This window comes from Alphaproteobacteria bacterium, from assembly GCA_041396705.1.
GTDB lineage: Bacteria > Pseudomonadota > Alphaproteobacteria > CALKHQ01 > CALKHQ01 > CALKHQ01.
Map to the genome: position 1 here is coordinate 85,024 of JAWKYB010000016.1, position 14,497 is coordinate 99,520.

Annotated in this window: 12 protein-coding genes and 1 pseudogene; 9 read left to right on the forward strand and 4 right to left on the reverse strand. The window is 70.1% G+C overall.

Annotated elements, in window-relative coordinates; translation table 11 throughout:
• Positions 1–4: 4 nt before the first annotated feature.
• Positions 5–829 (reverse strand): hypothetical protein, encoded by an 825-nt coding sequence (locus R3F55_20925; GenBank protein MEZ5669853.1) that lies wholly within the window; start codon positions 827–829, stop codon positions 5–7.
• A gap of 323 nt (positions 830–1,152) precedes the next feature.
• Positions 1,153–1,362, reverse strand: coding sequence for a hypothetical protein (locus R3F55_20930; protein MEZ5669854.1), 210 nt, complete (start codon positions 1,360–1,362; stop codon positions 1,153–1,155).
• An 82-nt stretch (positions 1,363–1,444) separates the two neighbouring features.
• Between R3F55_20930 and R3F55_20935 the strand changes: the two genes are divergently transcribed.
• Positions 1,445–1,642 (forward strand): hypothetical protein, encoded by a 198-nt coding sequence (locus R3F55_20935; GenBank protein ID MEZ5669855.1) that lies wholly within the window; start codon positions 1,445–1,447, stop codon positions 1,640–1,642.
• A 154-nt stretch (positions 1,643–1,796) separates the two neighbouring features.
• Here the strand turns inward: R3F55_20935 and glpD are convergent.
• Both glpD and R3F55_20945 read right to left on the reverse strand, forming a co-directional pair.
• A pseudogene (glpD, locus tag R3F55_20940) lies at positions 1,797–3,302 on the reverse strand (glycerol-3-phosphate dehydrogenase).
• A gap of 147 nt (positions 3,303–3,449) precedes the next feature.
• Complete coding sequence (locus R3F55_20945) at positions 3,450–4,256, reverse strand: DeoR/GlpR family DNA-binding transcription regulator (protein ID MEZ5669856.1); 807 nt, start codon at positions 4,254–4,256, stop codon at positions 3,450–3,452.
• A 276-nt stretch (positions 4,257–4,532) separates the two neighbouring features.
• Between R3F55_20945 and R3F55_20950 the strand changes: the two genes are divergently transcribed.
• The 8 genes from R3F55_20950 to R3F55_20985 all read left to right on the forward strand — a co-directional run bounded on the left by R3F55_20950 (position 4,533) and on the right by R3F55_20985 (position 14,400).
• On the forward strand, positions 4,533–5,594 hold the full coding sequence (locus R3F55_20950) for an ankyrin repeat domain-containing protein (GenBank protein MEZ5669857.1): 1,062 nt from the start codon (positions 4,533–4,535) through the stop codon (positions 5,592–5,594).
• A 98-nt stretch (positions 5,595–5,692) separates the two neighbouring features.
• Complete coding sequence (locus R3F55_20955) at positions 5,693–8,047, forward strand: response regulator (protein MEZ5669858.1); 2,355 nt, start codon at positions 5,693–5,695, stop codon at positions 8,045–8,047.
• Between the two features lie 233 nt (positions 8,048–8,280).
• Positions 8,281–9,555 (forward strand): imelysin family protein, encoded by a 1,275-nt coding sequence (locus R3F55_20960; protein MEZ5669859.1) that lies wholly within the window; start codon positions 8,281–8,283, stop codon positions 9,553–9,555.
• Positions 9,556–9,595: 40 nt separating this feature from the next.
• Positions 9,596–11,080 (forward strand): di-heme oxidoredictase family protein, encoded by a 1,485-nt coding sequence (locus R3F55_20965; protein ID MEZ5669860.1) that lies wholly within the window; start codon positions 9,596–9,598, stop codon positions 11,078–11,080.
• Positions 11,080–12,147: an imelysin family protein gene (locus tag R3F55_20970; GenBank protein ID MEZ5669861.1), complete on the forward strand. Its 1,068-nt coding sequence runs from the start codon at positions 11,080–11,082 to the stop codon at positions 12,145–12,147. The genes R3F55_20965 and R3F55_20970 overlap by 1 nt, the downstream gene beginning before the upstream one ends.
• Before the next feature lie 40 nt (positions 12,148–12,187).
• A complete protein-coding gene (locus tag R3F55_20975; protein MEZ5669862.1) occupies positions 12,188–13,249 on the forward strand; it encodes a DUF1513 domain-containing protein in 1,062 nt (353 codons plus the stop codon).
• 54 nt (positions 13,250–13,303) lie between these two features.
• Positions 13,304–13,504: a twin transmembrane helix small protein gene (locus R3F55_20980; GenBank protein ID MEZ5669863.1), complete on the forward strand. Its 201-nt coding sequence runs from the start codon at positions 13,304–13,306 to the stop codon at positions 13,502–13,504.
• A gap of 143 nt (positions 13,505–13,647) precedes the next feature.
• Positions 13,648–14,400 carry an electron transfer flavoprotein subunit beta/FixA family protein gene (locus tag R3F55_20985; protein MEZ5669864.1) on the forward strand — a complete coding sequence of 251 codons (753 nt, stop codon included), beginning with the start codon at positions 13,648–13,650 and terminating at the stop codon, positions 14,398–14,400.
• The last annotated feature ends 97 nt before the right edge of the window (positions 14,401–14,497 follow it).

Genomic DNA, 14,497 nt, shown 5'->3' on the forward strand with positions numbered 1-14,497 from the left:
ATATCTATCGCCGCCGCCCGATGACGACGAGGTAGTCGCGACGGATGTGCAAGCCGGTCGGCCCGGCATATTTGCCGTGATAGGCATCGATGTCAGCCTTCAGCGCAGCCCGGCCGTCGGCGTCGAGCCCGTCGACCAGTGTCCGCACCGGGCCGAAACCGCGCACGAACCAGTCGTAGATGTCGTCGACATCGTCGAAATAGGCATTGTTGACCCCGGGCTCGAAGGCGAGCTCGAAGTCGATTCCGAGCAGGCTGCGGACGTGGTCGGGATCACCCCAGTCGAGCGGTCGGCGAGCCCATTTGAGGAACCGTCCATGGCCGCGCCTGGCGCTGCTTGCCCTGCGAGCACCGCACCGAGTTCGGGCGACGGTCCGCCCGGCACCCAGCCCGCCAGTCCACCGCGCCGCTCGGCGCGGGCATGCCCGCGCCAGGCTCGGCGAGCGGCGCTGCGCGGGTCGACGGCGAACAGGCCGACGCGGTGGAGTGCCGGTCGGCGGCGCGTCCGCGAATGGCGGGCTCGGCATCGACCTGGCGAAAGGCGATCGGCGGTCGCCATGGGCGGACAGTGCGCAGGCAGCGTCGACCAGGCCGGCGAGTGTCGATGTACCTCGGTGACATGCTGAGCCACGTACGCGGCCGCATTGCGCGCGGGTCCAGCTCGCTCCCGGCGGCGGAACACCTGATCGCCAGCGCTTGGCGTCGCGGCAGGGCCGAGTGCGTCGCCGGATGGATCCGTAGCTGATCCCGTTGTCGGCTTCTCGGCCCGGTCTTTCCGATGCTGCCGCGCATCGCCGCCGCCGGCTGGTGATCGCCTGTTCGCGCACCATCGTCTCGTCCTGCTGGCGGCTGTGCTCCGTCTCGCAGTTGAACCCTTGGTCCTGACAGCAACCGATCGCTGCCGGTCCGCGATACTGCGCTTCGTGCCTATCGTGGTGCGCAGATTCGAGAGCTCCTTCTTTTGACGCCGCAGCACGGAGGTGCCGCGATGAAGAGCTCGGTCAATTCTGCCCGCTGCGTGCGGCAGCTGTTCTGCGACTCGTCTTAATTGGACGTTCCGTTGATTCCTGCGCTACCTGTACGGCCTGCGCCCTGGCGGCGCAGCCACGCCTGCAGCGCGGCATCCGGTTGACGCATCGCCGGACTGTGGATCTCACGCCGCCGCCTGTTCGATGTCGACGACTTGTTGCTGAAGAACAACCGGCGCGCTGCTCGGCGGCGCCGTGGCGTGCTGCGCTTCCTGCCCGATGTGCGCACCTGACGCGTCCCCGGCTCCGGTGCGGAGTTCGTCGCCTTCGCGATCGACCTCGGCGCTCGGCTGCTGTGGGGCCAGCGCTGGACCGCCGCGACGCTCGCCGCGCACGAACGCCTCGGGCTGTTCGTCTGGGCGATGGAAAGCGTCGTGTTGCAGCCGGACGCTTTCGGTGCGGGCGCACGGTGGTGCGATGACGCTGACCGACCAGCCGGACGGTACGCCACCAAGCGGGTCACTGGTGGTTCGTCAGCGTGCTGATGGCGTGCTGCCCGAGCTCTGCTCGCACGACCCCCGGCCACGACGGTCGATCTCTATCTCACCGCCAACCTGCGCGACGATGATCTACATGGCGCTGTGGCTCGACCATGGTGTTCTCGCGATGGGCTAGCGACCGCGATCGCGGACGAGAACTCGACGTCCACGGCAGCCGCGGCGAGCCGTCGGGCCTTTGTCGCGTTCGGTGCTTCCGCGCGCTGGCCGAAGTCCGGTCCCAGCGTCCCCTGAGCTACGGCCCTCGGCGTCGGCACGTAGTCCTGCGGTCGTCAATGGTGGTGCCGGTGCCGCGGCCCAGATAGGTCTCGTCCAGCGCCGCCCTGGTCTTCGGCATCGACGTGCAAGCCCAGCTTCGAGCGGCGCCACAGGATGTCGTCGGCCGTCTGCGCCCATTCCTGCTCGACCAGGTGGCGCACCTCGACTTCGTAGAGCCCGCCGCCGAAGTCACGCCCCAAATCGCGCAGCGAGGTCTTGCCGACTAGCAGCAAGTTCAGCCGCGTGCCGTAGGCGCGGAACAGCCGCCGCGCCAGCGCCTTCGGCAGCCACGGGTAGTCGCCGCAGATCAGGGCGAGGTGCGCCTCGAACTCGGTTGCCGCGAAGTCGCCGCCCGGCAGCGGCGCGTTCGCCGTCCAGGGCTGTGCGGTGCGCCCCATCGCCGGCAGACTTCTGCAGCGCATGCTCGGCCAGCCGCCGGTAGGTCGTGATCTTGCCGCCGAACACCGAAAGCAGCGGTGCGCGATCGTCGCCGCCGTCGAGCTCGAGCACATAGTCGCGGGTGACTGCCGACGGGTTGTCGGCGCCGTCGTCGTAGAGCGGGCGCACGCCCGAATAGGTCCAGACCACGTCGTCGGGCCGGATCTGCCGCTGGAAGTGATGGTTCACCACGGCGCACAGATAGTCGACTTCCGCCGGGTCGATGGCCACGTTCGCCGGATCGCCCTCATAGGCCACATCGGTGGTGCCGATCAGCGAGAAATCGTCCTCATAGGGAATCGCGAACACGATGCGCCGGTCGGCATTCTGCAGGATATAGGCGTGCGACCCCTGAGGCGGGGCACGACGATGTGGCTGCCCTTATCAGGCGCACGCTGGAGCGGGTGTTCAGGCCGGCGCGCTGATTCGCACCGGCGACCCACGGGCCGGCGGCATTCACCAGCGCGCGCATACCGCAACGGGGCCACCGCCGGCCGGTGGAGGCGACAGAGCCAGACGCCATCGTCGCGGCGGGCGGATTCCAGCGTGGTGCGCGTCCTGATCGTCGCGCCGCGGTTGGCCGCGTCGCGCGCGTTGAGGGCGACCAGCCGCGAATCCTGCACCCAGCAGTCCGAATATTCGAATGCGCGCCGGAACGAAGACTTCAACGCATGGCCGGCGGGGTGACGGCGCAGGTCCAGGCTTCGAACCGGGCAACAGCTTGCGCCCGCCCAGGTGGCTGACAGGAACAGGCCGATCCGCACCAGCCACGCCGGCCGCATCGACCGGTCGTGCGGCAAGACGAAACGCATCGGCCAGATGATGTGCGGCGCGGCACGCAGCAGCACTTCGCGCTCGATCAGCGCCTCGCGCACCAGCCGGAACTCGTAATATTCGAGATAGCGCAGGCCGCCGTGGATCAGCTTGGTGCTGGCCGACGACGTGGCCCCCGCCAGGTCCCCCTTTTCGACCAGCAGCACGCTGAGGCCCTGGCCGGCGGCATCCCGCGCGATGCCGACCCCGTTGATGCCGCCGCCGACGACGAGCAGGTCGACCGTCTCCGCGCCGGCACCCGCCGCCACTTCTGCCTGGTCAGCTTCCGACACCCGGTTCCGCCATGGTTTTCGTTTTGGCGCGATCTGGCGCGCCCGCTTTCGAAAACGAAGATACGCCCGGCGGCGAAGCCACCGCAAGCCCGATGGGTCGGTTTGTCCCGGATTTCGGGCGGCTCAGCGCCGCTCGGCGCGTGCGAGCCCGCGCTCGGCCGCGCGGTCCGCCACGGGCGCGACGTGAATCAGCCGGCCGGCCGCGGCCATCAGCGCGGCGAGATTGTCCGGCGGCTTGCGGTCGGTGACCAGCGCATGGATGTCGGCCAGCGAACAAAGCCGCACGGTCGCGTTGCGGCCGAATTTGGTGTGGTCGGCGACCAGCCAGGTCTGACGGGCGCTGGCCATGATCTGGCGCGAGACCTGAACCTCGCGGAAGTCGTAGTCGAGCAGCGCGCCATCGTCCGCGTCGATGCCGCTGATGCCGATGATCGCGATGTCGACCTTGAACTGGCGCATGAACTCGAGCGCGCTTTCGCCGACGATGCCGCCGTCGCGGTGCCGGACCAGGCCGCCGGCGGCATAGACCTCGAAATCGCGCTTGCCCTGAAGGATCGCAGCCACGTTCAGGTTGTTGGTGATGATGCGCAGGCCGGCCCGCGATGCGACCAGCGCGCGCGCCACCTCCTCGGTGGTGGTGCCGATGTTCAGGATCAGCGAGGCGCTGTCCGGCACCAGGCTCGCCACGTGGCGGGCGATGGCGCGCTTTTCGTCCTGGCACAGCACCTGACGGGTGGTGTAGGCCATGTTCTCCACGGTCGAGACCGTGGCTGCCCCACCGTGGTAGCGCCGCAGCCTGCCTTCGTCCTGCAGAATGCCGATGTCGCGGCGGATGGTCTGCGGCGTGACCCCGAAGACCGACGCCAAGTCCTCGACCGACGTATAGCCTTCCTGATGCACCCGCTCGACGATCCGGTCCTGCCGCTGCATGCGATCCACGTCACTCGTCCTTCGTTCACGGCCGCGGCCACTGCGGCGCGATTCGGCTGTTCTTAGCAGCATTGCATGGCGATTCGAAAATCGCCTAGATGGCCCTTGGCTATGCGCGTGTTCGAGTCGCCCCCCGCTTGCGCGCGCCAGGCGTGTCGACCCGTGGTGGACTTGTACGCCCCAGCCGATGCGCCGCATCGCGCGGCAGACGCAGCCGAATCGGGTCCGCTTTCGGCGCACTATCGCATTGACCGGTGGACAGCCGAAGGCTGGTCGATGCTCGCCGTCTTTGCCGGCCGGCAGGAGGCGGAGGCGGCGCTGCGTGCGCTGCGCCACGACATCCCCGACCAGCTTGTGCGCCTGACCCACAGGACCGGACCGGCCGCGCCTTGGCGTGCCGACCGGCGGCCATCGGACGGCCCGGACGGCCATCGGCCGACCTCCAGCACCGCTCGCAGCCTCTGCCGGCTGGTCGGCGCGCTCGGCATGGTCGCGCTGGTGGCCCTGGCCAGCGCCGCGCACTGGGTCGGCACGACCCTGCCGGCCGGCACGACACGCAGCGCGATCGCCGCAGATGCAGTCGACGCCGAACCGGAGCCGGCAGAACCGGCGCCGGCGAATGCGGCTGACGCCCTGCTCGGCGCATGGGCAACGGCGGAAGCGGGCTGCGACCGGCCGGCGTTGTCGTTCCTCGCCGACCGTGAGATCCGCAGCGCCGCCGACGGATCGGCGCAGAGCCGCGCGGTCACCGGCTACAGCGCGCTGCCGCAAGGCCTGATCGGCGTGAACTACGGCGACGGCGACGAGGTCGTCTATGCGGTCGACGCCGCAGGCGCGGCGCTCGTTTCGGCGCGGCTCGGCGACATCGCTATCGCGCCGCAGCGACCGCTTTCGCTGCAGCGCTGCGGCCAGGCCGTCGCCCTGGCTCGCAGCGCTGCGGCCGCGCCGTCCGCCGTTCCCGTCGCCGAGGCGTTCCGGCTTGCCATCCAGGCCGGCGACGACCTGGCCGCCGCCTTGACCATTGCCCACGGCCTGTCGGTGTCGTCGCCGCTGGCCCCTGGCGACCCGCCGCCGCTGCTGTGGGCGGTGGCGCACGAACGCCCCGTGCTGATCGGCAAGCTGGTGGCGGCCGGCGCCGACCCCGACCTGCGCGACGGCAGCGGCAGAACCGGCCTTGCGATTGCCGTCGAGCGCGGCAATGCCGATCTGGCCGAGGCGCTGCTGGCCGCCGGTGCCGACCCGCGCATCGCCGACCCCGACGGCAACCGGCCGCTCGACATCGCGGCGGCGAAGCGCGACGAGCTGATGATCGACATCCTGCTGTCCTATCGCCCCTGACCTGCGCGGGCCGCCCGGACGGCCACGGCCGAGTTAGGCCGTTGTTTACCGCTATCCCCCACTCTCGCTTCATTCAACGCGAGAGGCGTGTCATTTCCGTGCCAAACCGGATTCGATTCACCACGCTAGTCTACGGCATCTTCGTCGGCGCCATCGCGGTCCTGGCAGTGGTCGGCTACCTGCTCCTCGAAGCGACGGCCGACAAGGTGGTCACCGGCCAGGCCGAACGCACTTCCCAGGCCTGGGCACAGAGCATCGCCCACGAACTGCCGCGGATCGAAGAGATCGCCGGCGGGGCGATGCCGACGGCGGAGGAACGCGACTATCTCGACCGCCTGCGCCGGCTCGGCAACGTGTTCCGGTTCAAGCTGTTCGACACCGCCGGACGGCTGCGGCTGTCGTCGGACGACCTCGGCACCCGCGTCGATATCCGTCCCGCCGAGAACGGCTACACCGATCAGGCGCTGCAGGTGGCACGCGATGGCATGGCGGTCACCGCCCTGAAGGACGGTGCGGACACGCCGGGCAGGCCGCAGGTGTTTGCCGAGACCTATGTGCCCGTGGTGCGCCAGGGTCGCATCGTCGCCGTGGTCGAGGTTTATGTCGATCTCGCGGAAGAAGCCGCCGCGTTCCGGCAGGAGTTCGCCACCTTCGCCTTCCGCGTGACCGGCCTGACCGCGCTCGCCATCTGCGTCCCCGGCGTGCTGCTGATCCTGATGACGCGGCGCCTCGGCCGGCAGAACCGGGTGCTGGAAGTCGAGCGGCGGCGCGCCTTGACCGCGGAGAAGGCCAAGTCCGAGTTCCTGGCGAATATGAGCCACGAGATCCGCACGCCGATGAACGGCGTGATCGGCATGGCCGAGCTGTTGAGCCGGACGCAGCTCGACAAGAAGCAGGAGATGTATACCTCGGTGATCATCAAGTCCGGCCAGGCGCTGGTCAACGTGATTAACGACATCCTCGATTTCTCCAAGATCGATTCCGGCCAGCTCGAGCTCGACCCCGCGCCGTTCAAGCCGACCGAGGCGGTCGGCGACGTGGTCACGCTGCTGTCCGGCAGTGCCCAGGACAAGCGGCTGGAGATGATCATCCGGGTGCAGCCCGACCTGCCGGAAACGGTGGTGGGCGACGCCGGCCGCGTGCGCCAGATCCTGACCAACCTGATCGGCAACGCGATCAAGTTCACCGACCGCGGCCATGTGCTGGTCGACGTCGGCGGCAAGGTGCGGCAGGACGGCAGCGACCCGGTGGTCGACCTGACCTTCCGCATCACCGACACCGGCATCGGCATCCCGGCCGACAAGATCGACTACGTCTTCGAAAAGTTCAGCCAGGTCGACGGCTCCACCACCCGGCGCCACGAGGGCACCGGGCTGGGCCTGTCGATCTGCAAGATGCTGGTCGAGATGATGGGCGGTCGCATCACCGCGACCTCGGCGCTGGGCGAAGGCTCCACCTTCGCCTTCACGCTGCCGCTGCGGGTCGAAGGCGCGGTCGAGCGCCAGCAGCACGTGCCCGTCGACCTGACCGGCAAACGCATCCTGGTTATCGACGACAACGCCGTGAACCGCGCGATCCTTCAGGAACAGCTGAGCAGCTGGCATTTCGACGAGCAGAGCGCGGCCACCGGCATGGAGGGCATCGCGCGGTTGACCCAGGCGGCGGTCGGCAACCGGCCGTTCGACCTGATCATCCTCGACTACCACATGCCGGGCATGGACGGCGCGGCGGTGGCCGGCACCATCCGGCGGACGCCGTCGCTGGCCGACCTGCCAATCATCATGCTGACCTCGGTCGACCAGCCCACGGACGGCGGGTTCTTCCGCGAGCTCGGCATCCAGGGCCACCTGGTCAAGCCGGCGACATCCTCGCGCCTGCTGGACATGGTGACGTCGGTGCTGCATGCCGCCGCCGGCGCGAAGCCGGAGGCGCAGCCGGCCGCCGACGCGGCCGGGACACCGGCAGAGCCGGAGCCCGCCGTCGCAATGCCGGCGGTCGACGCCGTCGTTCCGGACAAAGCGGTCCCGGCCGGCATCGACGTGCTGATCGCCGAGGACAACGAGATCAACCGCATCGTCGTCGAGCAGATCCTCTCGGGCCTGAAGCTCGTCATGGCCAAGGCCGTCAACGGACGCGAAGCGGTGGACTTCTTCAAGGAGTACCGCCCGCGCCTGGTGCTGATGGACGTTTCGATGCCGGAGATGAACGGCCTGGAGGCGACGCGCGCGATCCGCAGCTTCGAGACCGAGAACGGCCTGCCGCGCACGATGATCGTGGGCTTGACCGCGCACGCGCTGAAGGGCGACCGCGACATGTGCATCGATGCGGGCATGGACGACTACATGCCGAAGCCGATCTCGCCGGTCGGCCTGATCGAGGGCGTCAAGAGCTGGCTTGCGCGCGAGGCCGGCGCCACCCCGGAACCGGCGCCGCGCCTGCGCGCCTCGGCCTGAGCCTTCGCGCAAGGCGCAGTCGCGCGCTTCCCCCGCCAATCCCCTATCGTCGGGTCGGCCGTAAGCTCGCGCCGGCAACGGCCGGCGACGCGGCGAGGCCGGCCGGCGTGCGACATCGTTGCAAATGCCTCGCAACGCCATTGCAATCCATTCGCATTCTCATTAATGCCATGATCGATGGCCGGCGGCTGGCGCCGGTCCGCAGCCATCGACCGGCACGGGGGATTATGGTCATGACGAGGACGACGGGCCGAAGCGCAACGGCCATCCTGCTGGCGTGCATGAGTGCGGCGCCCGCAGCCGCGGCAAGCAACGAGACGGCCGTACTGTCCGGCTATGCCGACATCGCGCATGCGACCTACGAGGACTCGCTGGTCCGCGCACGCGCGCTCGACGCCGCGATCGACGTGCTGATCGCCACGCCGAGCGAAGCCACGCTGGCGGCGGCCCGCGAAGCCTGGCGCGCGGCACGGGTGCCCTACCAGCAGTCGGAGGCCTTCCGGTTCGGCAACCCCCTGGTCGACGACTGGGAAGGCCGGGTCAACGCCTGGCCGCTGGACGAGGGCGTGATCGACTATGTCGACCCCGACAGCTACGGGGCGGAGTCCGACGCCAACGACTTCTACACCGCCGACGTGATCGCCAATCCCACCCTGACCATCGCCGGCCGCGAGATCGACGCGACGGTGATCGATGCCGCCCTGATCCAGAGCCTGCACGAGGTGGACGAGGTCGAGGCCAACGTGACCATCGGCTATCACGCCATCGAGTTCCTGCTGTGGGGCCAGGACCTGAACGGCACAGGGCCCGGTGCCGGCAACCGCCCGGCGAGCGATTTCGACACCGCGAATTGCACCCACGGCAACTGCGACCGGCGCATCCAGTATCTGACCACGGCGACCGACCTGCTGGTCGGCGAACTGGAGGCGATGACGGCGCTGTGGGATGCCGGCGGCGCGGCGCGGAGCGCGATTGTCGACGCCGCGCCAGAGCGCGGCCTCGCCGCCATGCTGACCGGGCTCGGCAGCCTGTCCTATGGCGAGCTGGCCGGCGAACGCATCCAGCTCGGCCTGATGCTGCACGACCCGGAGGAGGAGCACGACTGCTTCTCCGACAACACCCACTTCTCGCACTACTATGACCAGGTCGGGATGATGAACGTCTATCTCGGCCGCTATCAACGGATCGACGGCAGCATGGTCGAGAGGCCGAGCCTGGCCGAACTGGTGGCCGCTGTCGCGCCGGAGGCAGACGCGCGGGTGCGTGCGGCGATGGATGCGACATTGTCCGCCATGGACGCGATGGTGGCGAGCGCGGAGAGTGGCAAGGCCTATGACCAACTGCTGGCTGCGGGCGATGCCGAAGGCAATGCGATCGTTCAGGCCGTGGTCGACGCGTTGAAGGCGCAGACCGTGGCGATCGAGGGCGCCGTCGGCGCCCTCGGACTCGCCGAGATCGCGTTCGAGGGCTCCGACAGCCTGGACGACCCCGAGGCTGTGTTCCAATAGGCGGCGCGGACTGGGCCGGCAGAGGCGGCGAGGGGGAGCGATGGGGCGATTCTGGCGCCTGGTGCCGGCGGCCGCGGTGTGCGCTCTGTTCGTAGCGCCCACCGTCGCCGGCGTCTACGACCATATCACGGCGCCCACCGGCGACTTCAGCCGCCCCGAAGCCTATGAGCGCAATCCCGGCGGCGCCACCACCTCACACCGGGTCGACAGCCGCAGCGCTTTCCTGCAGCCGGCGGAAAACCTGGCCGCCGAGGACAGGCTGGACTTCAGCCTGGGCAATGCCGTGTTCCGGCGGCTATGGGTGGCGGCGCCGGCCTCGACCCGGGCGACCGACGGCCTCGGCCCGCTGTACAATGCGCGCGCCTGCGACCGCTGCCATATCCGCAACGGGCGCGGCCATACGCCCGATCCGGCGATGCCGGAAGACAGCGCGATCTCGATCCTGATGCGGCTCAGCGTTCCGCCGTCCTCGCCGCAGGACGAGGCGCTGCTCGCCTCCGGCCACGCCGCGGTGATCCCCGATCCGATCTATGGCGGCCAGTTGCAGGACGTGGCCGTTGCCGGCCATCCCGCCGAGGGTCAGATCGCAATCGCATACGAGGAACGGTCTTTCGCGTTCCCCGACGGCGAGACGGTCAGTCTGCGCGCGCCGACCTATGCCATCGCCGGCCCCGCCTATGGCGACCCCGACCCCGGGCTGATGCTGTCGGTGCGGATCGCGCCGCAGATGATCGGGTTGGGCCTGCTGGAGGCGATCCCGGACGCCGACATCCTGGCCCATGCCGACCCCGACGACGGCGACGGCGACGGCATTTCGGGCCGCCCCAACTACGGCTGGGATTCGCGGCTGGGCACCCTGGCGCTGGGCCGCTTCGGCTGGAAGGCCGGACAACCCAGCCTGGCGCAGCAGAATGCGGCCGCGCTGTCGGGCGACATGGGCCTGTCGTCGCCCGCCTACCCCGCCGGCGCCGGCGACTGCACTGTGGCGCAGGCCTCGTGCGTCGACGCGCCCGACGGCAACTCGCCGGAGTTCGAGGGCCTGGAAGTGCCGTCGTCGTTGACGGGACCGCTGGAGCTTTACACGCGCCACCTCGCGGTGCCGGCGCGGCGCGACATCGACGACCCGACCGTGCTGCACGGCAAGGCGATGTTCTACGGCGCGGGCTGCGCCGCCTGCCACGTGCCGAAATTCATCACCGCGACCGACGCGGCGCGCCCGGCCCTGTCGCACCAGCTGATCTGGCCCTATTCCGACCTGCTGCTGCACGACATGGGCGACGGCCTGGCCGACAACCGGCCGGAGGGCCAGGCCGACGGGCGCGAATGGCGCACGCCGCCGCTGTGGGGCATCGGCCTGATCGACCTGGTCAACGGCGACCGCTTCCTGCTGCATGACGGACGCGCCCGCACGCTGACCGAGGCCATCCTGTGGCATGGCGGCGAGGCGGAGGCGGCCCGCGCCGGCTTCGTCGCCATGTCGCCCGCCGACCGCGCCGCCCTGCTGGCGTTTCTGGAGAGCCTGTGATGCGCATGTGCCTCTGGCTGGCCGCCATGATTGCGGCAGCTTCCGCCCTGCCGGCCCGGGGCGACGACGGCGCGGTCGACTTCGCCGCCCTGAACCGTGCGCTGGTCGAGAGCCAGGCGATCCCGCGCTATGCCGCCTTCGCGGAGTCCGCGGCGGCGCTCGCCGCGGCCGTGCCGACCGCGTGCCCCGGCGACGTCGATGCCCTGCATGCAGCCTTCGACACGGCGCTGGACGACTGGATGCTGACCCAGCCCATCGGTCTTGGACCGGTGCAGTTCCAGATGCGCGGTCCGCGCGTCGACTATTGGCCGGACCGCCGCAACACCGGCGCACGCCAGCTGGACGACATGCTGCGCAACCGCCCGCCGGTCCCCGGTCCGGCCGAACTCGCCGCCGGCAGTGTGGCGCTGCAGGGCTTTCCGGCGCTGGAACGGCTGCTGTACGCGGAGCAGGCGGACGGGCTGGACGACTATGAATGCGCGCTCGCCGCGGCGATCGCCGGCAACATCGCGGCCATCGGCGCGGAGATGGCGGGCGAATGGACCGCGCCGGGCGGCGAGGCCGAGCAGATCTTCGGCGCCGGCACCGAGGCTTCCTACTACGCGGACCACGCCGACGCGACCACCGCGCTGTTCAAGGGCCTGTACCAGATGCTGGAAGTTGTGCTGGACCAGAAGATCGAGGCGCCGCTCGGCGACGCGATCGACGCGGCCAAGCCCAGGCTGGCGGAGAACTGGCGCAGCGGCCGCAGCCTGCGCAACGTCGTGCTGAACCTGCAGGCCGCACAGGCGCTGTTCGACGGCAGCGCCGGCGACGGTTTCGACGACGCGCTGGCCGCAGCGGGTGCCGGTGCGCTGGCCGCCGAGATCGACGCCGGCCTGGCCGACGCGCTGCGGATTAGCGCAGCACTGACCGCCGACCTGCCCGAGGCGGTCGCGGACCCGGCGCTGCGGCCGCAGGTTGAGGCGTTGCGCGACGCGGTCGACCGGACGCGCGACCTTGTCGGTGCCGAGATGGGAGGGGCCCTTGGCCTGCAGCGGGGATTCAACAGCCTGGACGGCGATTAGCCGTCGCGCCGCGCTGGGCGTTGCTGCCGCTGCGGCCGTAGTGGCCGCAGCGGGCCGGTCGCGCGTACAGGCCGCCGGACCGCTGCTGCTCAGCGGCGTCGACGATGCGCAGGGCAACCACTTCGCCGCCGGCTTCGGCCTCGACGGCACGCTGGTGTTCCGCCAGCCGCTGCCCGACCGCGCGCACGAGGTGCTGCAGGGCGGGCCGCGTCGACACATCGTCGCCTGCGCGCGCCGGCCCGGAACCTTCCTGGTGGCGGTCGATCCCGACAGCTTCGAGACGGTGCACCGCATCGACAGCCCGGACGGACGGCATTTCCAGGGCCATGCCGTGTTTTCCGCCGACGGCAGCGTCCTCTTCGCCACCGAAAACGCCTATGACGCCGGCACCGGCGCGCTCGGCCTCTACGACCCGGCCGACGGCTACCGCCGCGTCGGCGAATGGCCGTCCCACGGCATCGACCCGCACGAGCTGGCGCTCATGCCCGACGGCCGCACGCTGGCGGTCACCATCGGCGGAATCCTCACCCACCCGGACTATGGCCGGACCAAGCTGAACATCCCGACGATGGCGCCGTCGCTGGTGTTCATGGACGCGGCGGACGGCGCACTGCTGGGCCGGGCGGCGCTGGCATCGGACCGGCACCAGATGAGCATCCGCCACATGGACGTGGCCGGCGACGGCCGCATCGCGCTGGCCTTCCAGTATGAAGGGCCGGAGCGCGACATCGTGCCGGTCGGCGGCCTGGTCGGCGACGACGGCGATATCCGCTTGCTCGACCTGCCGGCGCCCTATGCCCGCCGGTCGCAGAACTACGGTGGCAGCGTGCGCTTCGACCGTGCCGGGCGCTATCTCGGCGTCAGCTGCCCGCGCGGCGGCTTCACCGGCTGGTGGGACACCGAGGACGGTGCGTTCGTCGCCGCGGTCGAGATGGCCGACGGCTGCGGGCTCGCCGCGCTCGCCGCCGACGGCGCCTTCGCGCTGTCCAGCGGCCTTGGCGCCGGCGCCTTCGCACGCCTGCCCGACGCCACGGTCACCGGCGCGCTGGCCGGCGACGCGGCCGGCTATGCCTGGGACAACCACCTCGCCCTCGCCGGCTGACGCTGCGACCAATTCGGCCTGGGCGGCACATCGGCGACGACCTATATTGCCGGCATGCATACTGCGATCACCATCGCCTTCATCATCTCGCTGCTGGTCACCGTCGGCATCCTGTTCACCGGCATCTTCGTGATGACCCGAGGCGGCGAGCAGAATCGCCAGCTGTCCAACAAGCTGATGCGCATGCGCGTGGTGAGCCAGCTGGTCGCCATCGGCCTGTTCGCGCTGATGCTGCTCAGCGGCAGCGGCCACTGACCGGCGCGCCGCACCGGCCCTGCCGCACCCGCGTTGCTGCACTGCAACAGGAATGATTGACTCGGCCTGAGCCGCTGCCTACGGTGCCTGTCCCTGCGCCCGCGCGCAGGCCAGCGACGGAACAAGAGCATCAGCAGCCGAGCATGAAGATCCTGGTCCCGGTCAAGCGGGTCGTCGACTACAACGTCAAGATTCGCGTCAGGACCGACCAAAGCGGCGTCGAGACGACCAACGTCAAGATGTCGATGAACCCGTTCGACGAAATCGCCGTCGAGGAAGCGGTCCGCATCAAGGAAGCCGGCGGCTGCGACGAGATCGTCGCGATCTCGATCGGGCCGACCCAGGCGCAGGAGACCATCCGCACCGCGCTGGCCATGGGCGCCGACCGCGGCCTCCTGGTCGAGGCCGCGTCCGAGGTGGAGCCGCTGGCGGTGGCCAAGCTGCTGCAGGCCATCGTCGGGCGCGAGCAGCCCGGCCTGGTCATCCTCGGCAAGCAGGCGATCGACGACGACAGCAACCAGACCGGCCAGATGCTGGCGGCGCTGCTCGGCTGGCCGCAGGGCACCTTCGCCTCGAAGATCGTCCTGCAGGACGACGCCGTCGAGGTGACCCGCGAGGTCGACGGCGGGCTGGAGACGGTGCGGCTCGCCCGCCCGGCCATCGTCACCACCGACCTGCGCCTGAACGAGCCGCGCTACGCCTCGCTGCCGTCGATCATGAAGGCCAAGCGCAAGACCATCGACGTGCTGTCGCCGGGCGACCTCGGCGTCGACGTGACGCCGCGGCTGACCACGCTGAAGGTCGTCGAGCCGGCCAAGCGCCAGGCCGGCGTCAAGGTCGCCGACGTGGCCGAACTGGTCGCCAGGCTGCGCGACGAAGCCAAGGTGCTGTCATGAGCGCGCGGCCGGCACGGCCGGGCCGCGGGACCGCCCACCGTGCGTCCTTCGAGACGGCGTCCTGCGCACGCCTCCTCAGGATGAGGGGGCGTGAGGG